This window comes from Tessaracoccus aquimaris, assembly GCF_001997345.1.
In the GTDB taxonomy this organism is placed as follows: domain Bacteria; phylum Actinomycetota; class Actinomycetes; order Propionibacteriales; family Propionibacteriaceae; genus Arachnia; species Arachnia aquimaris.
On record NZ_CP019606.1, the window covers coordinates 3,236,510 to 3,252,401 of the forward strand.

Annotated in this window: 17 protein-coding genes and 1 riboswitch; of the genes, 11 read left to right on the forward strand and 6 right to left on the reverse strand. The window is 68.8% G+C overall.

Going from position 1 to position 15,892, the window contains the following annotated elements; translation table 11 throughout:
* Positions 1-113: 113 nt before the first annotated feature.
* Positions 114-602: a MarR family winged helix-turn-helix transcriptional regulator gene (locus BW730_RS14745; RefSeq protein WP_226996841.1), complete on the reverse strand. Its 489-nt coding sequence runs from the start codon at positions 600-602 to the stop codon at positions 114-116.
* Positions 603-684: 82 nt separating this feature from the next.
* Here BW730_RS14745 and BW730_RS14750 point away from each other — a divergent pair, with 82 nt between their 5' ends.
* Positions 685-1,260 carry an NADPH-dependent F420 reductase gene (locus BW730_RS14750; protein WP_077686923.1) on the forward strand — a complete coding sequence of 192 codons (576 nt, stop codon included), beginning with the start codon at positions 685-687 and terminating at the stop codon, positions 1,258-1,260.
* Positions 1,261-1,314: 54 nt separating this feature from the next.
* On the opposite strand, the gene BW730_RS14755 is transcribed toward BW730_RS14750, so the two are convergent.
* From BW730_RS14755 to BW730_RS14765, 3 genes are all read right to left on the reverse strand, one after another.
* The gene (locus BW730_RS14755; RefSeq protein WP_077686924.1) at positions 1,315-1,869 is read right to left on the reverse strand and encodes a hypothetical protein; all 555 of its coding nucleotides are present in this window, start codon (positions 1,867-1,869) and stop codon (positions 1,315-1,317) included.
* Between the two features lie 87 nt (positions 1,870-1,956).
* Positions 1,957-2,958, reverse strand: coding sequence for a DUF808 domain-containing protein (locus BW730_RS14760; protein WP_077686925.1), 1,002 nt, complete (start codon positions 2,956-2,958; stop codon positions 1,957-1,959).
* 185 nt (positions 2,959-3,143) lie between these two features.
* The gene (locus tag BW730_RS14765) at positions 3,144-4,103 is read right to left on the reverse strand and encodes an NAD-dependent protein deacetylase (protein WP_077686926.1); all 960 of its coding nucleotides are present in this window, start codon (positions 4,101-4,103) and stop codon (positions 3,144-3,146) included.
* A 190-nt stretch (positions 4,104-4,293) separates the two neighbouring features.
* Here BW730_RS14765 and BW730_RS14770 point away from each other — a divergent pair, with 190 nt between their 5' ends.
* The 6 genes from BW730_RS14770 (at position 4,294) to BW730_RS14795 (ending at position 10,326) form a co-directional block, all read left to right on the forward strand.
* Entirely contained in the window at positions 4,294-5,073 is a 780-nt protein-coding gene (locus BW730_RS14770) for a fructosamine kinase family protein (RefSeq protein ID WP_077687680.1), read from the forward strand.
* Positions 5,074-5,785: 712 nt separating this feature from the next.
* Complete coding sequence (locus BW730_RS14775; protein ID WP_077686927.1) at positions 5,786-7,030, forward strand: dicarboxylate/amino acid:cation symporter; 1,245 nt, start codon at positions 5,786-5,788, stop codon at positions 7,028-7,030.
* Positions 7,031-7,302: 272 nt separating this feature from the next.
* Complete coding sequence (locus BW730_RS14780) at positions 7,303-7,905, forward strand: mycothiol-dependent nitroreductase Rv2466c family protein (protein ID WP_077686928.1); 603 nt, start codon at positions 7,303-7,305, stop codon at positions 7,903-7,905.
* Between the two features lie 78 nt (positions 7,906-7,983).
* Positions 7,984-8,478 (forward strand): flavodoxin domain-containing protein, encoded by a 495-nt coding sequence (locus BW730_RS14785; protein ID WP_077686929.1) that lies wholly within the window; start codon positions 7,984-7,986, stop codon positions 8,476-8,478.
* A gap of 460 nt (positions 8,479-8,938) precedes the next feature.
* Positions 8,939-9,295, forward strand: coding sequence for a peptidoglycan-binding domain-containing protein (locus BW730_RS14790; protein WP_077686930.1), 357 nt, complete (start codon positions 8,939-8,941; stop codon positions 9,293-9,295).
* Between the two features lie 167 nt (positions 9,296-9,462).
* Positions 9,463-10,326 (forward strand): acyltransferase domain-containing protein, encoded by an 864-nt coding sequence (locus tag BW730_RS14795; RefSeq protein ID WP_077686931.1) that lies wholly within the window; start codon positions 9,463-9,465, stop codon positions 10,324-10,326.
* Positions 10,327-10,864: 538 nt separating this feature from the next.
* On the opposite strand, the gene BW730_RS14800 is transcribed toward BW730_RS14795, so the two are convergent.
* Positions 10,865-12,532, reverse strand: a complete 1,668-nt coding sequence (locus BW730_RS14800; protein WP_077686932.1) for a DUF885 domain-containing protein — start codon at positions 12,530-12,532, stop codon at positions 10,865-10,867.
* A 344-nt stretch (positions 12,533-12,876) separates the two neighbouring features.
* A complete protein-coding gene (locus BW730_RS14805) occupies positions 12,877-13,905 on the reverse strand; it encodes an LLM class flavin-dependent oxidoreductase (RefSeq protein WP_077686933.1) in 1,029 nt (342 codons plus the stop codon).
* An 85-nt stretch (positions 13,906-13,990) separates the two neighbouring features.
* A riboswitch (guanidine-III (ykkC-III) riboswitch) is annotated at positions 13,991-14,051 on the forward strand.
* Positions 14,052-14,076: 25 nt separating this feature from the next.
* Between BW730_RS14805 and BW730_RS14810 the strand changes: the two genes are divergently transcribed.
* The 4 genes from BW730_RS14810 to BW730_RS14825 all read left to right on the forward strand — a co-directional run bounded on the left by BW730_RS14810 (position 14,077) and on the right by BW730_RS14825 (position 15,854).
* Positions 14,077-14,391: a DMT family transporter gene (locus BW730_RS14810; protein WP_077686934.1), complete on the forward strand. Its 315-nt coding sequence runs from the start codon at positions 14,077-14,079 to the stop codon at positions 14,389-14,391.
* Positions 14,388-14,792 (forward strand): DMT family transporter, encoded by a 405-nt coding sequence (locus BW730_RS14815; protein ID WP_226996842.1) that lies wholly within the window; start codon positions 14,388-14,390, stop codon positions 14,790-14,792. The genes BW730_RS14810 and BW730_RS14815 overlap by 4 nt, the downstream gene beginning before the upstream one ends.
* Before the next feature lie 20 nt (positions 14,793-14,812).
* Positions 14,813-15,178 carry a hypothetical protein gene (locus BW730_RS14820; protein WP_077686935.1) on the forward strand — a complete coding sequence of 122 codons (366 nt, stop codon included), beginning with the start codon at positions 14,813-14,815 and terminating at the stop codon, positions 15,176-15,178.
* 220 nt (positions 15,179-15,398) lie between these two features.
* Entirely contained in the window at positions 15,399-15,854 is a 456-nt protein-coding gene (locus tag BW730_RS14825) for a hypothetical protein (protein ID WP_077686936.1), read from the forward strand.
* Positions 15,855-15,892 lie beyond the last annotated feature (38 nt).

The following is a 15,892-nucleotide window of genomic DNA, read 5'->3' on the forward strand; positions in this document are numbered from 1 at the left end:
CGACTCGGCCTCGCGCGACTTCGTCGGCGGGCCTGCTCAAGGAACGGAGTCAGTGCCGCCCGAGGGGGGCGTCTGCGGGCGTCGTCGTTCCCCGAGGCCGCCTGGGGGCAGCGTCAGCGGGCTTCGTCCAAGGCGCGGATCGTTTCCAACGCCTCGGGGCGGACCCTCGCGAGGATCGCGTCGCCGATCGCCGTGAGCTGGTCGAGTTGGTCCGGCGTCAGGGCGTCGATGATCGACGAGCGCACCGTCTCGACGTGACCCGGGGCTGCTCTGACCACGAGGTCCCAGCCCGCGTCCGTCAGCGACGCGTTGGTCGCCCTCGCGTCGACGCGGTCCGCCTGACGCTCGACGAGTCCGCGCTTCTCCAAGCGATTGACGACGTGCGACAGGCGTGGAAGCGTGCCGCGGGTCTGGCTCGCCAACGAGGACATCCGAAGGGTCCGCTCGGGGGCCTGGGAGAGCATCGCGAGCACCCAGTACTCGAAGTGGGACAGGTCGGAGTCGCGCTTCAGTTGGGTCTCCAAGACCCCAGGAACGAGCTCCAGGAGCGACGCGAGTCGTAGCCAGGCCGACATCTCGCGTTCGTTCAGCCACTTCGTCATGGAAGCAGTGTAATGATTACTTGATACAACAACTAACTCGCGTAGAGTAGTTGTAGGTACAAGCAATCTGGAGGTAAGTGCTATGAGCAAGGTCACCATTATCGGCGGCGGAAAGATGGGCAAGGCGATCTCGAACCTCGTCACCACGGGCGGCAACACCGTCGAGATTCTCACCCGCAGCGATGCGGTGACGGCGGTCACCGGAGAGATCGTCGTGCTGGCCATCCCATTCGGGGCGGTCGACGACGTGCTGGCGCGCAGGGCGGACGAGTTTGCGGGCAGGATCGTGGTCGACATCACGAACCCCGTCGACTTCGACACCTTCGACTCGCTGGTTGTCCCGGCCGACTCGTCCGCGGCCGCCGAACTGCAGGCCAAGCTTCCGCAGTCGAAGGTCCTCAAGGCCTTCAACACCAACTTCGCCGCGACCCTCGAGTCGGGCAAGGTCGGCGACGCGACGACCACCGTCCTCATCGCGGGCGACGATCAGGACGCCAAGCAGAGCCTCGCCGACATCGTCGACGCCTCGGGAATGAAGGCACTCGATGCCGGTCCGCTCAAGCGGGCCCGCGAACTAGAGGCCATCGGCTTCCAGCAGTTGGTCCTGGCCGCGTCGAACCAGGTCGGCTGGACCGCGGGCTTCGCCGTCATCGCCTGAGCCCAGGCGCGAGAGTGCCCGCCGAGACGCTCGGCGGGCACGATTCGTCGAGCCTCAGAGCATCATCGGCAGCGCGACCGCGAGGACCGCGATCAGCACGATGAAGACCAGCAGGGCGATCAGGCAGCCACCGCCTGCCTGCTTCTGGGGCGTGAAGCCGATGTTGCCCTGATTGACGAACTGGTTCATGGGCGCCGCGTAGAAGACCTCGACGAGCCTGCCAGGCTCCATGACGAAGTCGAGGTCCGCGTTGCCGTACTTCTTCATCCACTGGCCGTGCGCGTGAATCCGGTGCTGGCCCGCGGGAACGGGGAAGTCGAAACTGCCGGAGGACCCCGTCACGTTGAGGCGGTATCCGTCCAGCGTCACGGTCGGTGCGACCATCGAGTTGGTCCAGAACGAGCCTTGCAAGGTGACCCGCAAGGTGCCCATCTGGGCCGGCGGCGGGGCATTGTGCTGCTGCATGGGCATGTTCTGCGGCGGCATGTTCTGCTGCGGCGGCGCCTGGTTCTGCCATTGGTTCTGGTAGCCGAGTTGCTCCTGCGGGCTCTGCCCCCCGGCAGGGTTGGCGGTGAAGTCGGGGTTGCCCTCGGGCGGCTGCGAAGTCATGGCGCTCAGACTAAGTGCTCGGCCGATCACACCCGGCCGCTGTTCACGCACCTCACCTGGTGGTGATCGCCCCGTCCGCGACCGCCGTCAGCGCTTCTCCGTCTCGGGGGTCGCCGCGCCGGAGGGCTCGACCTTGATCTCATGCGCCTTGGGGTGCTCGGCGTCGTCGTGCTTCTTCTTCCCGAACGGCAGCAGGTGCATGACGACCACGGCCACCGCGCCGATCGCAAGGCCGATGATCGCGGAGAAGAAGGTGTTGACCAGCCAGCCGACGAACCCGCCCGCCGCGTTGGCGGCGAGCACCTCGAGGTGATGGACGAACTCGTAGATCGGATGGAAGCCGAGGTCGTTCATGCCGACGAGCAGGATGTGCCCGCCGACCCACAGCATCGCGGCGATGCCGACGGTGCTGAGCACCTTCAAGACGATGGGCATGGCCTTGACGAGGCCCTCGCCGAGGCGACGGGTGTTCTCCTTGGCGGCGAGTTTGAGGCCGACGTCGTCCATCTTGACGATGAGGGCCACGACGCCGTAGACGAGAGCGGTGATGGCGAGCGCCACCACGACGAGGCTGCCCGCCTTCAGCCAGAAGCCGAGGTCGGCGACCTCGTTCAGCGAGATCACCATGATCTCCGCGGACAGGATGAAGTCGGTGGTGATGGCGCCCTTGACCATGGTGTTCTCGTAGTCGGCGCCCTTGACGAGGGCGGGCGCCTCCTTCGACTTGCTGTGGCCGCTGACCGCCTCCCAGATCTTCTCGGCGCCCTCGTAGCTGAGGTAGAGGCCGCCGCACATCAGCAGCGGCGTCAACGCCCAGGGCAGCAGCCAGTTGAGCAGCAGGATCACCGGGAGGATGAACACGATCTTGTTGATGATCGAGCCCTTGGCGATGCGCCAGATCACGGGCAGTTCCCGGTCGGCAGTGAAGCCCTGGACGTAGCGCGGCGTTACGGCGGCATCGTCGACGACCACTCCGACGGCCTTCGTTGAGGCCTTGGCCGCGGCCGCTGCGATGTCGTCGACCGAGGCGGCCGCGGCTCGCGCGATCGCCGCGATGTCGTCAAGGAGTGCCGCGAGTCCGCCTGCCATGGGTGCCCTTCGTCGATGGAACGGGCAAATTCTACGGGTCGCGCGGGCTCACGCCGTCGGAATCGCGGTGTCGGTGGTCGGTGACGGCGTGCCGGGGGCGCCCGTGAGGTTGAACAGCAACCGTCACGCGTTTCGAAACCGATCGACCATATGAAGCCCACGGAGGAACGAACAGCGGGACGTGCTCAACGCCCGACCCGACCACCGGCCAGGCGCACCCAGGAGGAGAGCACGGGGGCGAGTCGGCCGTGGAGACGGAGCGTCGCCAGGTCGTCGCCGCGGGTCTGCCCGTCGGTGCAGATGATGACGTCGCGCCCCTCCTTCGCCGAGCGCCGCACGAACCGAAGCCCGCTCATCACCGTCAGAGAGGTGCCGAGCACCACCAGCACGTCCGCCGCGTCGAGCAGACGGTTGGCCCGAAGCACCGTGTCGCGGTGCGCGTTCTCCCCGAAGAAGACGACGTCGGGCTTCAGCACCCCCTGGCAGGCGGGGCAGTCGGGGTACTCGAAGTCCTCGGTCCGGTCGACCTCCGCGTCGCCGTCCGGGGCCGTCCGGGCCTCGGCGGTGAGCGCGTCGAGTTGGCGGGCGAAGCGCGGGTTCATCCGCAGCAGGGCGTCCTGCAGGTCCTCGCGCGGGAACAGTCGGCCGCAGCCGAGGCAGATCACCTCGGCGAGGTTGCCGTGCAGGTCGACCACTGGCGCCGAGCCCGCCCGTTGGTGGAGTCCGTCGACGTTCTGCGTCACCACCCCCGTGAACGGGGTGAGCCGGCCGAGCCGCGCGAGGGCCAGGTGCGCCTCGTTGGGTCGCGCCCTGCCGAATGCCCGCCAACCCACCGTGCTGCGCGCCCAGTAGCGGCGCCTGCTGAGGTCGGAGGAGACGAACTCCTGGAACGTCATGGGGGAGCGCGGCACCGCGTCGCGGCCGCGGTAGTCGGGCAGCCCTGAGTCGGTCGACATCCCGGCGCCGGTCAGCACGAGCGTCGGCCTGCCCCGGAACAGGTCGAGCGCGGCGGCCAGGTCGTCGTCGGGGGAGACGCGACCGAAGGAGCCGCCGTCAGGGCCCCACGCGGTGGCATCGGACGCGACGTCCACGCCGGCGCGGGCCGTGCGGAACCAGCCGCCGACGTCACCAGGCGCGTTGTTCATCGTCCCTCCTCGGGCCAGAATAGGCCGCTCGCGGAGGGCCGTGGGCCCGTGCCGGGCTGAGGGTCGACGGTAGCCTCGGGGCCAAGCCGCGGACTGTTGCCGCGGACGTGCGCGAGCGGCGAGTCCATCGGACCCCGGCCGCAGGCGGAGGGGTGAGCGGCGGGCCGACCGTCAAAGGAAGGTGGATCTCGTGCGGACGTTCCGCAAGGAAGGGTCGCGGCGGGCGATCGCGACGGAGGCAGCGAGCCTCGAGTGGTTGGCCGCGGCGGACGGCGGGGCGGCGGTCGCCGAACTCGCGGCGGTCGGCGACACCTGGCTCGAGACCGTGCTCATTCCCGCGGCCGCCCCCAGTAGGGACGATGCGGCCGACTTCGGACGACGTCTCGCGCGCACCCATGCCGCCGGGGCGAGGTGGTGGGCTGAGGCGCCTCCAGGGATGGATCCGGCCGACCTGGCCACCGCGAACCTCCCGACGCCCGCGGCGCCGCGGCCCGTCTGGGACTCCTTCGGCGCTTACTACTCCGAGGCGAGGCTGCGACCCTACGTCGAGATGGCCACCTCTCTCGACGGCGACGATCGGGTCCTGCTGCACCGGGCTTGTGACGCGGTCGCCACGGGTCGCTTCGACTCTCCTCAGCCGGGGCTGTGCCCCGCGGTCGCCCGGATCCACGGCGACCTGTGGGGCGGCAACGTCGTGTGGGGCGACTCGGGAGACCGGGTCGTCGGCACGCTGATCGACCCGTGCGCGAACGGCGGGCACGCCGAGACCGACCTCGCGGAGTTGGCGCTGTTCGGGTCGCCCCATCTGGACGCGACGGTCGCCGGGTACCGGGAGGTGAGCCCGTTGGCCGACGGGTGGCGGGATCGGATCGGCCTGCACCAGTTCCACATGGTGTTGGTGCACGTCGTGCTGTTCGGGGGCGGCTACCTGGCGCAGGCGCTGCGGACGGCGCGGTCGCTGACGCGGTGAAGGCCGGTCGGCTTCCGTGGGTCGCCTGGCCCCATGGCTGGGCAACGCTCCGGCGGTCCTCGGGCGACGGCGTCGCCGCGGGTGCTTGGTCGGGTTCGTGGGTCAGTTGCGGAGGTTTCGACGCGCCCGGTCGCCTCGCTCCCGGACGGCTCAACCAGCGTGCCCCCGGCGGCTCTTCCACCTTGGCTGGTCCCGCGGCTGAGGCGCCGACTGCGGGCGACGGCGTGGCCGAGTGTGCTTGGTCAGGCAGGCAGTTGGGTTCCGGGGGTTTCGACGCAGCGGCGGGCGACTGCGTCGCCGCGGCTGGCTCAACCAGCGTGTCCGGGCCGAGGCCGTGTCGCGGGTTCTGGGCGGGTTCGCGGTTCTGTTGCGGAGGTTTCGACGCGCCCGGTCGCTTCGCTCTCGGACGGCTCAACCAGCGTGCCCCGCACGGCTCTTCCAGCGTGCCCCGGACGGCTCTTCCAGCGTGCCCCGGACGGCTCTTCCAGCGTGCCCCGGACGGCTCTTCCAGCGTGCCCCGGACGGCTCTTCCAGCGTGCCCCGGACGGCTCTTCCAGCGTGCCCCGGACGGCTCTTCCAGCGTGCTCCCGGCGACTCAACCAGCTTGGTCGGCGGCTGCTGGCTCGACCAGGGTTCCCCCGTCGGCGGGCTTTCTGGGAGCGAAAAGGACCCCGATCGTCTGCAGACAACGCGCGACGACTACGGTGCTGACATGACAGCAGCGTCGCAGGTCACACCAGAATCCACGAGCAGGCGCCCGAGCCTGCTGATCCTCATCGTCATTGCCATAGCCCTCGGCGTCGTCTGTGGGCTCTTCTTCCCGGCCGGGCTGACCCGCGTCTTTGTGACGTTCAACGCCTTGTTCGGTCAGTTCCTCGGCTTCGCCATCCCCCTGATCATCCTCGGCCTCATCGCGCCGGCGATCGCCGAACTCGGCCGCGGGGCCGGGAAGTGGCTCGCCATCACGGCGGGCATCGCCTACCTCTCCACCCTGATCGCTGGTTTCATGGGCTATGGGGCGTCGATGCTCGTGCTGCCGAGGGTCCTCCCGAGCGACCCGCCCGAGGCGCTCACCAATCCCGAGACATCGCTCCTTGAGCCCTACTTCAGCCTCGACATCCCCGCCCTGTTCGGCGTCACGACCGCCGTCGTGCTCGCCTTCGTCGTCGGCGTCGCGCTGACGGCGATCAAGGCACCGACCCTCATGACGGGGTTCGTCGAGTTCCGCGCCCTCGTGAACTGGATGATCACCAAGATCATCATCCCCCTGCTGCCGATCTACATCTTCGGCATCTTCCTCAACATGACGCAGGGCGGTCAGGTCGCGACGGTCATCGTCACGTTCCTCGGCGTCGTCGTGTTCGTCTTCATCCTGACCTGGATCATGCTTCTGCTGCAGTTCACCGTCGCGGGGGCCGTCTCGGGCAGGAACCCGATCAAGATGCTCGGCACGATGTTGCCCGCCTACATGACGGCGCTCGGCACCTCATCCTCGGCGGCGACCATCCCGGTCACGCTCCGCCAGGCCGTCAAGATGGGCGTCAGCAAGCCGGTCGCGGCCTTCACCGTGCCGCTGTGCGCGACGATCCATCTCGCCGGTTCGATGATCAAGATCACCTGCTTCTCCCTCGCCGTCATGATGCTGTTCGGCATCGAGATCAAGCCTGGCCTCGTGATCGGCTTCATCTTCATGCTCGGCATCATGATGGTCGCAGCCCCCGGCGTGCCCGGCGGCGCCATCATGACGGCGGCGGGCCTGCTGTCCTCGATGCTCGGCTTCAACGAGGCGCAGGTCGGCCTGATGATCGCCACCTACATCGCGATCGACTCGTTCGGGACGGCGACCAACGTCACCGGTGACGGCGCCATCTCGGCGATCATGGACAAGTTGATCGGCAAGGGCAAGGGCCAGGAGGAACTGACGCTCGAGGCTGAAGAACTCGAGGTCCGCGTCTAGGCGGAACACCTGGGCGTCCGCGTCGGATGACGGCGCGGACGTCGGCCGCGGGAGGCGGCCCCGCGATCGACCCGGTCGTGGCCGCCTGCACCACCACTGCCCTTCCTGTCGCCCCCTGAGGGCTGACCGTCCGCATGGATCGTCGACCTTGGCGCCTGGACGCAGAAGCGTGAACCGCCACATGCGGGAGAGCCCGCTCAGCGGGGTGACGTGCGTCTCACGAGGCCGCAGAACGCGTCGACCTGGCTTGTTCCGTGTGCTGAGATGAAGGCATGACGACCAATGTTGATTTCTGGTTCGACCCGGTGTGCCCCTGGGCGTGGATGACGTCCCGCTGGATGCTCGAGGTCGAGAAGGTCCGCGACGTCCACGTCACCTTCCACGTGATGAGCCTCTCCGTCCTGAACGACGGCCGCGAGCTACCCGAGGACTACCGCGTGTTCATGGACCGCGCCTGGACGCCGGCGCGCGCCGCGCTGCTGGTCGAACAGCGTCACGGCTCTGAGAAGCTGCGCGAGTTCTACACCGAGGTCGGCACCCGCTTCCACCCCGGTGGTGAGCGCAAGGATGCCGACACCGTTCGCGCGGCCCTCGAGGCCGTCGGAGCCGACGCCGACATCATCGACATTGCGCAGACCGACGCCATCGACGACGACCTACGCCGGTCGCACCACCAGGGCATGGACCCGGTCGGCGACGAGGTCGGCACCCCCGTGATCAGGATCAACGGGAAGTCCCTCTTCGGGCCGGTCATCTCCCCGGCGCCCAAGGGCGAGCAGGCGGGCGAACTGTTCGACGGGGTGCAGAAGGTCACCGCGTACGACGGCTTCTTCGAGCTGAAGCGCACCCGCACCGTCGACCCGATCTTCGACTGAGCGCTAGCTCATCTGCTCGACGAAGGTTGAGCGACCCCAAGTGAAAGCGGCAATGGCCGCGCCGATAGCCTCGCAAACATGGGAAAGATCCTGATCGGTTATGCGACACGCACCGGCGCGGCCGCCGACATCGCCGAGGCCATCGCCGATGAGTTCCGCGGGGCGGGACACGAGGTGCGGGTCGCGAACCTGGACAAGGACCCGTCGGTCGACGACGCCCGTCTCGTGATCGTCGGCAGCGGCATCAACACCGCCGCCTGGTACCCGGAGGCCGTCGGCTGGGTCCGCGCCTCGGCCGATGAACTGCGCGGCGCGAAGGTCGCCGTCTACAACACCTGCCTCAACGCCGCCGACCCCGACAAGCGCGACGCCGCGCTCGGCTACAACGACGCGGTCGCGGCGCGCTGCGCCCCCATCTCGTCGGAGACGTTCGGCGGTCGCTACGTCCCTGCGAAGGTCGGGCTGTTGTCGAAGTTGCTGGCGAAGGTGACCGGGCAGAAGGCCCAGGACCACGTCGACTGCACGGCGGCGCGTAAGTGGGCGCGGAACCTGCACACCATCATCACGGACTAGGACCAGCCCCCGGTCCGACTCGGACTAACCCCAGGGCTGAGGTGGCGTTCACAGCCACCGCATAGCGTTGCCCCATGATCTCGCGCCGGTTCCTGCTGGGCGCTGGCGTCACCGCCGCGCTCGCGCCGCTGGTGGGCTGCTCCCTCGGCGGCCCCGGCGGCCTTCCCGGCGGATGCCCGTCCGCTGAGGCGCTCACCTCCTTCGACACCCTCGGGGGCGCGCCGCTCAGCTACGAGGAGACCGGGAACAGGCAGCCCTTCGACGCGGATCCTCAGTTCATCGACCTGCTGCAGCAATGGACGGAGGAGTGGGTCGCCGTGGCCGGTCTCGGCCCGCTCACCGAGGTCTCGACCTATGGGGCGCACGTCGACAAGTGCCCCTCCTGGCACGCCGCGGGGCGCGCCTTCGACATCGCCGACCTGGTGCATCGCGACGGAAGCGTCTCCTGCCGCTACGACGTGTGGGGGAGGACGGAGGACGCCTGCGCCAGTACTGGCGGCTGGCCGCATCGCTGTCGACCCGGTTCACCTACACGCTCGCCTACCCCTTCAACGCCCAGCACCACAACCACCTGCACGTCGACAACGGCGTCAACGGATACGAGCCGACGCGGTTCAAGGAGAGCTCCAAGGCGCAGACCCAGATCGTCCAGGGGGTGCTGCGCCACGTCGTCGGCTCCGACGTCGAGATCACCGGGGAGTTCGACGACCGCACCCGGGACGCCGTCCGCTCGTTCCAACGCTCGGCAGGCATCCGCGCCAAGCTGTCCTCGCCCGAGGGATGGAGCGAGTTCCTGACCGCCGCAGTCGGCCTCTGACCTCAAACCAGCGCCCGGCGGGCACCTGCGCCACGCCGTCGTCGAACGACGGATAGGGCGAGTTCCTGACGTCCGCCGCCAGCCTCTGACCGCTCATTCGGAGGCACCGCGCCTCGCGTCGGCACCCCAGTCGTGATGAGATGGGGGTCTGCCGACAGCGAGGACATATGACCAACAGCCACGAACCCATCGGCCTGGAGCGACTGCTGAGCCTGCTCGAGTTCCGCGACAACGACGCCGCCGCCTTCAGCGCCGGGCTCGACGAGCTGACCCCCGAGGACATCACGGTCATCGAGGACCACTACGCGGCGCTGAGCGCCAACGTCGGCCGCGTCGAGCAGCGCACCAACCCCGTGGACGGGGAGGCCGTCGAGCATCCGGTCGGCATCGACTTCCCGCTGCTGGTCGCCCTGGTGAGGGTCGCGGCCCAGGTGCAGGCGGAACTGGTGCGCCGTGGCGTCGACGAGGACGTTGCGTGGCACTCTGTGGCCGACCTCGGACAGCAGGTGCACATCCACCGCCTCGTGCACGGGGTCTTCGGGTTCGGCGGACGCCCGTGGGTTCCGGTGAACTTCAGCGGGTCGATGCTGTGGCTCGGGCGGCTGCAGTACACGCTCGAGCCCGACCCGTGGTCGCTCGGCGTGCACATCCCGGAGACGGGTCCGCTGACTCCGGAGGTCGTCGACGAGTCGCTCGAACTGGCCCGGACGATCGCGGTCGCCGCGTACGGTGAGTTCCCGATCGAGCGGTTCACCTGTTACTCGTGGCTGCTGGATCGCGGCCTGAGCGCGAGGCTCAATCCGGAGTCGAACATGGCGAAGTTCGCGGCCCGCTTCACGCCGTTCGGCAAGGCAGAGCCCGGCAACCGGGACGCTCTGTACTTCGGTTTCCACCGCGAGACGCGGGGCGGCGAGGAGGTCGACCTGCCGACCCTGCCGCAGAACTCCTCGCTGCAGCGAGCGGTGGTCTCGCAACTGCGGGGCGGGGGAGTCACGATCCAACCTGGCTGGTTTCCGCTGCACGCGGACTGAGGGCCGCTGGCTGACCACGCGGGGCACGGACCCCTCGACTGGTGGCGACTCGGTAGGTCGTGTCGGTCGCCTGCGGTAGCGCCATGGTTACGGACCCCTCGACAGGCTCGGGGAACGAGCCGACCCTCGACAGGGCGCGGGGAACGACTCACCCCGTGACAGGCTCGGGATCGCTGGTTGAGCCGGGCAAAGGCACGTAGCGCCGCAGCGCGCGTCGAAACCTCCGGCACCTGGTGCGGCGTCTCGGGATGGGTCACTGGTTCGGCAGTGGCGCATCGGCAGGTCGCGTCGGTCGGGCTGCGGTAGCGCCGTGGTTACGGACCCCTCGACAAGCTCGGGGAACGAGCCGACCCCTCGACAAGCTCGGGGAACGAGCCGACCCCTCGACAAGCTCGGGGAACGAACCGACCCTCGACAAGCTCGGGGAACGAACCGACCCTCGACGGGCTCGGGGAACGGTCTACCCCTCGTCAGCCCTTGAAACGACCGACCCCGCCGACCTGGAGTCGCAGGTCGACGGGGTCGCCATCGTGCGTCGTCAGGAGCGGCGCAGCGCCTCAGCCAGCACGTCGAGGCCGACCGAGCCCAGGTCGAGCGCCCGGCCGTGGAACCGCTTGATGTCGAAGGCGTCGCCCTCGCGTCGGGCCGTCTCGTCGCGCGCCTGCTCCCACAGTCGCTGGCCGACCTTGTACGACGGCGCCTGTCCCGCCCAGCCCAGGTAGCGATCCAGCTCGAAGCGCAGGAAGTCGGGCTGCATCGCGACGTTCTCGCGCAGGAACTCCCACGCGTTGTCGGCGTTCCAGGTGCCGCCGCCGGGGTAGTCCTTCCCGAGGTGGACGCCGATGTCGAGCACGACGCGCGCGGCGCGGAGCCGCTGGGAGTCGAGCATGCCCATCCGGTCGCCCGGGTCGTCCTGGAAGCCGAGGTCGGCCATCAGGCGCTCCGCGTACAGGGCCCAGCCCTCGCCGTGGCCGGACACCCAGCACAGCAGGCTGCGCCACTTGTTCAGGTCCGAGGCGCGGTAGACGGCCTGGCCGATCTGCAGGTGATGGCCCGGGACTCCTTCGTGGTAGACCGTCGTCTTCTCCTGCCACGTCGAGAACGTCTCGACGCCCGGCGGCACCGACCACCACATGCGGCCCGGTCGCGAGAAGTCGGCTGTGGGGCCGGTGTAGTAGATGCCGCCGTCCTGCGTCGGCGCGATGCAGCACTCGAGGCGGCGGATCGGGTCCGCGATGTCGAAGTGGACGCCGGAGAGGGCCTCGATGGCGGCGTCCGAGGTCTCCTGCATCCACTGCTTCAGGGCTTCGGTGCCGTGCAGTTGACGGGTCGGGTCCGCGTTGAGCTTCTCCATCGCCTCGGCGGTGGTGGTCCCGTCGCCGTAGAGCTGGTGGGCGATCTCGTCCTGCTCGGCGAGGATGCTGGCGAGCTGCTCGCGTCCCCACTCGTAGGTCTCGTCAAGGTCGACGGTGGCGCCCAGGAAGAGCCGGGAGAACCGGCCGTAGCGTTCGCGGCCGACGGCGTCGGCCTCCGGGGCGCGGTCGTAGAGGTCCGCAAGCGCCTCGGCGAGCCTGCGGTAGGCGGCCTGCGCGGCGTCGGCTCCCCTGGTGAGGTCGGCGGCGAGGGAGGACGGCACCTCTGCACTTGCGGCGAACTTGGACCAGAAGCTGTCGAGGCCTGCGAGTTCGCGGGCCTGGTCGACGCCGATGTCGATCTGACGCTTGGCCGGGAACGGGCCGTCAGGGTTCGCGGCGGCGCGGCGCATGGACGCGATGTAGCCGTCGACTCCGCCGGAGACGGCGTGCATGCGCTCGGCGATGGTCGCCCAGTCGTCCTCGGTGGCGGTCGGCATGAGGTCGAACACGCCGCGCAGGCCCTGCAGCGGCGAGGCGAGGTTGTTGAGGTCGGCGTACTGTTCGCCCGCGTCGTGCAGTTCGAGGTCGAGCGAGAGCCGCTCGATCATGGCGGCCTTGGTGACCTCATCGACGGCGTCGACGGGCTCGGCGGCCTGCACCTGGCGCAGCGTCTCGCGGGTCGCGTCGGCGATGGCGCCGAGGCCCTCCGGGGAGAAGTCGTCGACCGCCCTCTCGTTGCCCGGGACCCCGATCGTCGTCGCCGTGATAGGGCTGAGGGAGGCGATCGTGTCGACATAGGCGTCGGCGATCGCGTCGAGGGGCGTGGCTGCGCGCACGGGTGTGTCGGTCATGGCTCGACGCTAGCAGCCCGCCCCGGGTTCTCGGGACGGGTCGGGGCGGGTCTCAGACGCTGCATCGGGCGGACGGGAAGGGTCGCGGCCCGCGGTAGGCGGCCGGGTCGACGATGCCGCCCCGATCGCTGCGGGAGTCGCCACCGTCCTGACCGGCGATCGGTCGTGGATCGACCCGCCGCAGCCCTGTCCGTCAAGGCACCGTAACCCGTGGGTGGTTAGGTGTGACCTTGAGCATGTTTGGTAAGTCGTTGCAGATTTGAACGTGAAATCCGGGCTCAAACCGCAACGAGCAACCAAACATGCTCAACGCCGGGCCCAACCCAGCACCCTGAGGGCGGCGGCTACTCGGAGAGCATGTCCTTGACGAGCGGGACGACCTCGGTCGCGTACAGGTGGACCGAGTCCAACAGCGCCTCGTGCGGAAGCCTGCCCGTCGAGATCTTCAACTGGAAGCGCGTCGCCCCCAGCGCCTTGACGCCGTCGGCGATCTTCCTGGCGACCGTCTCGGGCGACCCCACGGCCATCGACCCGTGGTCGGCCTCCTGCTCGAAGTGCGAGCGGTCCATCCGACCCCAGCCGCGCTCGGCACCGATCCGACGCGTCTGCTCCAGCCACGGCTTGTACATCCGCTCGCGGGCCTCGTCGTCGGTCGAGGCGATGTGGCCGTAGGTGTGATAGCCGATCGGCTGCGGCCCCTTGCCCAACTCCTCGAGCGCGCGCCGGTGCAGGTCGGCGAACGGCGCGAACCGCTCGACGGGGCCGCCGATGATCGCCAGCATCAGGGGCAGGTCGTAGGTGGCGGCGCGGATCACCGACTGCGGCGACCCGCCGACCGCGACCCACGTCTTCAGAGGGCCGCTCGCCAGCCTCGGGTGGAGTTCGACGTCGTCCAGGCTCTGCGTCAGCGTCCCCTTCCACGTATGGGAACCGCCCTGGATCAGCTTGGCGAACAGTTCGAGTTTCTCCTCGAACAGCGCCTCGTAGTCCTGCAGGTCGTAGCCGAACAGCGGGAACGACTCGACGAACGAGCCCCGACCGACGACGACCTCCGCGCGACCGCTGCTGATCGCGTCGAGCGTCGAGAACCGCTCGAAGACGCGGACGGGATCGTCCGAGGACAACACCGTGACGGCGGTCGCGAGCTTGATCCTCGACGTGCGAGCGGCGATGGCCGCGAGCACCATGTCGGGCGAGGAGATCGCGAAGTCGTTGCGGTGATGCTCTCCGATCCCGACGGCGTCGAGGCCGAGTTGGTCGGCCAGGACCGCCTCGTCGATCACGTTGCGGATCACCGCATCGTCGGGGAGCAGCTTGCCGTTGGCGTCCTCGGTGATGTCACCGAAGGTGTCGATGCCGAACTCGACGTCCATGACCCATCCTAATGTTGAGAGTTCAAGTAAATCGAGTGTAACTCCACCCGAGGGAAGGTGGAATGTTGTACGAAATTTGCTAACCTGAACGCGGCGACCCGCCCCGGACGACGGACCAGTACCCGGTGAAGACAAGACTGGCCAGCCTCTAACAAGGAAGGAAGTCGTCACATGGACTGGGTCATACTCCTAGCCTCCGGCGTCCTCGAAGCCGTCTGGGCCACCGCGCTCGGACGCTCGGACGGGTTCAAGAAGAAGATCCCGACGCTCGTGTTCATCGTCGCCTCGATCCTCAGCCTCGGCGGCCTCGGCATCGCGCTGCACACGCTGCCGACCGGCACCGCCTACGCCATCTGGACCGCCACGGGCGCGTCCCTGACGGTGATCTGGGCGATGATCACGAAGGTCGAGAAGGCAAGCCTCGCGAAGGTGCTGCTGCTGTGCGGCATCGTCGCGTGCGTGGTCGGACTGAAGGTGCTGGCATGAGTGAGCAGAACGTGAACAACAAGGGCAGGAAGACCCTCATCAGCGCCAAGATGGCGTGGCCGGTGCTCCTGGTCAGCGCCGTCCTCGAGGCGGTCTGGGCCAACGCCCTTTCGGCGAGCAAGAGCTTCAGCCAGCCGGTCCCCACCGTCATCTTCCTGGTCGCGACCGTACTGTCGGTCATCGGCCTCTCGATGGCCATGCAGCACATCCCCACCGGAACGGCGTACGCCGTCTGGACGAGCGTCGGCACGCTGCTGACCGTCGGCTACTCCGTCGCGATCGGCGCGGAGCCGATGTCGTGGCTCAAGGGACTTCTGCTCGTCGGGATCGTCGGCTGCGTCGTCGGCCTGAAGCAGTTGGACTCGAAGAAGGACGCGAAGAGCGCCCCGACCACGGCCTGACCTGGTGCTAGGTTCGGCGCATGTTTCATGCGCCGGACCTTCTCCTGTTTCTCGTGCCGCAGGTCGCGATGCTGGCCCTGTACATCGTCGGGGTCATCCGGAGCGCGGGGGTCGCGCGCATCCTGCTCGCGATCTGGGTCGTGATCCACTTCGCTTCGACCCTCTTCATCGTTTTCGTGCCCGGACCGCTCCACCCGACGGACACCGTCTACATCCTGCTGAACTCCGGCTTGGGTGCGGTCGGGTCGATCCTCCTGGCGCTCGCGCTGATCCTCGGGCGCCCCGGGTACCGCGGCGATCCGCAGCCCGGATACGCCTCGCCTGGCTACCCGCCGGCGGCCGGCCCGAATCCGGGGTACGGGTCGAACGCTCCGTACGGCCACTGAGCAGCGCTGCGGCGCTTGGATGATCGGCGCGTCGGGATCGGTGCGCGCGCTGGCCCCGACGGGGCCGGGCCCCGGTCCGACGACCATGGGCCGTTGATCCTCCTCCGCGCATGGCCCGGTGTCCGACGGGTCGGGAACGGGGCGAACGTCGCACCCCTTGCGAGTCCGCAAAGACCGAAGCCAGACGGGGCAGAGCCGTCTCGGTGCTAGGTTCAAGCCCATGTTCGTGATCATGCAGGTGCTGTTCATCGCGCTCTTCATCCTCGGCGTGGTGCGAAGCCGCGGGGTGGCCCGCATCCTGCTCGCCGTCTGGGTCGCCATCTCGGTCATCGGCACCGTCCTGACGGTGTTGGCGCCCGGGATCGTCGACCGGATGGGTGTTCAGGCGTACGCGCTCATCGCGGGCACCGTGAACCTCATCGGCTCTGCCCTGCTCGGTGTCGCGCTCATCATCGGACGACCCGGCCACCGACCCCTGGAGAATCAGGGCTACCAGGCGCAACTGCGATACCCCACCAACCCGGCGTACCAGCCCAACCCGCAGGTCGGCTACCAGGGACAGCCAGGCCCCTACGGCGTGCCGAGCGCCGAGCAGTCGGCGCAGTCGCAGCCCTCCGTCGGCGAGCTCGACCCCTACGGAGAGTCCCCCTACGGCGACTCCCCCTACGGCCGGTAACGCCTGACGTGTCCGGGCCGACGTTCGGTTTGGGGACG

Bases quoted from the DNA above. Each gene is read 5' to 3' on its own strand.
- BW730_RS14745 (WP_226996841.1), bottom strand. From the start codon at position 602: ATGACGAAGTGGCTGAACGAACGCGAGATGTCGGCCTGGCTACGACTC.
- BW730_RS14750 (WP_077686923.1), top strand. From the start codon at position 685: ATGAGCAAGGTCACCATTATCGGCGGCGGAAAGATGGGCAAGGCGATC.
- BW730_RS14755 (WP_077686924.1), bottom strand. From the start codon at position 1,869: ATGACTTCGCAGCCGCCCGAGGGCAACCCCGACTTCACCGCCAACCCT.
- BW730_RS14760 (WP_077686925.1), bottom strand. From the start codon at position 2,958: ATGGCAGGCGGACTCGCGGCACTCCTTGACGACATCGCGGCGATCGCG.
- BW730_RS14765 (WP_077686926.1), bottom strand. From the start codon at position 4,103: ATGAACAACGCGCCTGGTGACGTCGGCGGCTGGTTCCGCACGGCCCGC.
- BW730_RS14775 (WP_077686927.1), top strand. From the start codon at position 5,786: ATGACAGCAGCGTCGCAGGTCACACCAGAATCCACGAGCAGGCGCCCG.
- BW730_RS14780 (WP_077686928.1), top strand. From the start codon at position 7,303: ATGACGACCAATGTTGATTTCTGGTTCGACCCGGTGTGCCCCTGGGCG.
- BW730_RS14785 (WP_077686929.1), top strand. From the start codon at position 7,984: ATGGGAAAGATCCTGATCGGTTATGCGACACGCACCGGCGCGGCCGCC.
- BW730_RS14795 (WP_077686931.1), top strand. From the start codon at position 9,463: ATGACCAACAGCCACGAACCCATCGGCCTGGAGCGACTGCTGAGCCTG.
- BW730_RS14800 (WP_077686932.1), bottom strand. From the start codon at position 12,532: ATGACCGACACACCCGTGCGCGCAGCCACGCCCCTCGACGCGATCGCC.
- BW730_RS14805 (WP_077686933.1), bottom strand. From the start codon at position 13,905: ATGGACGTCGAGTTCGGCATCGACACCTTCGGTGACATCACCGAGGAC.
- BW730_RS14810 (WP_077686934.1), top strand. From the start codon at position 14,077: ATGGACTGGGTCATACTCCTAGCCTCCGGCGTCCTCGAAGCCGTCTGG.
- BW730_RS14815 (WP_226996842.1), top strand. From the start codon at position 14,388: ATGAGTGAGCAGAACGTGAACAACAAGGGCAGGAAGACCCTCATCAGC.
- BW730_RS14820 (WP_077686935.1), top strand. From the start codon at position 14,813: ATGTTTCATGCGCCGGACCTTCTCCTGTTTCTCGTGCCGCAGGTCGCG.
- BW730_RS14825 (WP_077686936.1), top strand. From the start codon at position 15,399: ATGTTCGTGATCATGCAGGTGCTGTTCATCGCGCTCTTCATCCTCGGC.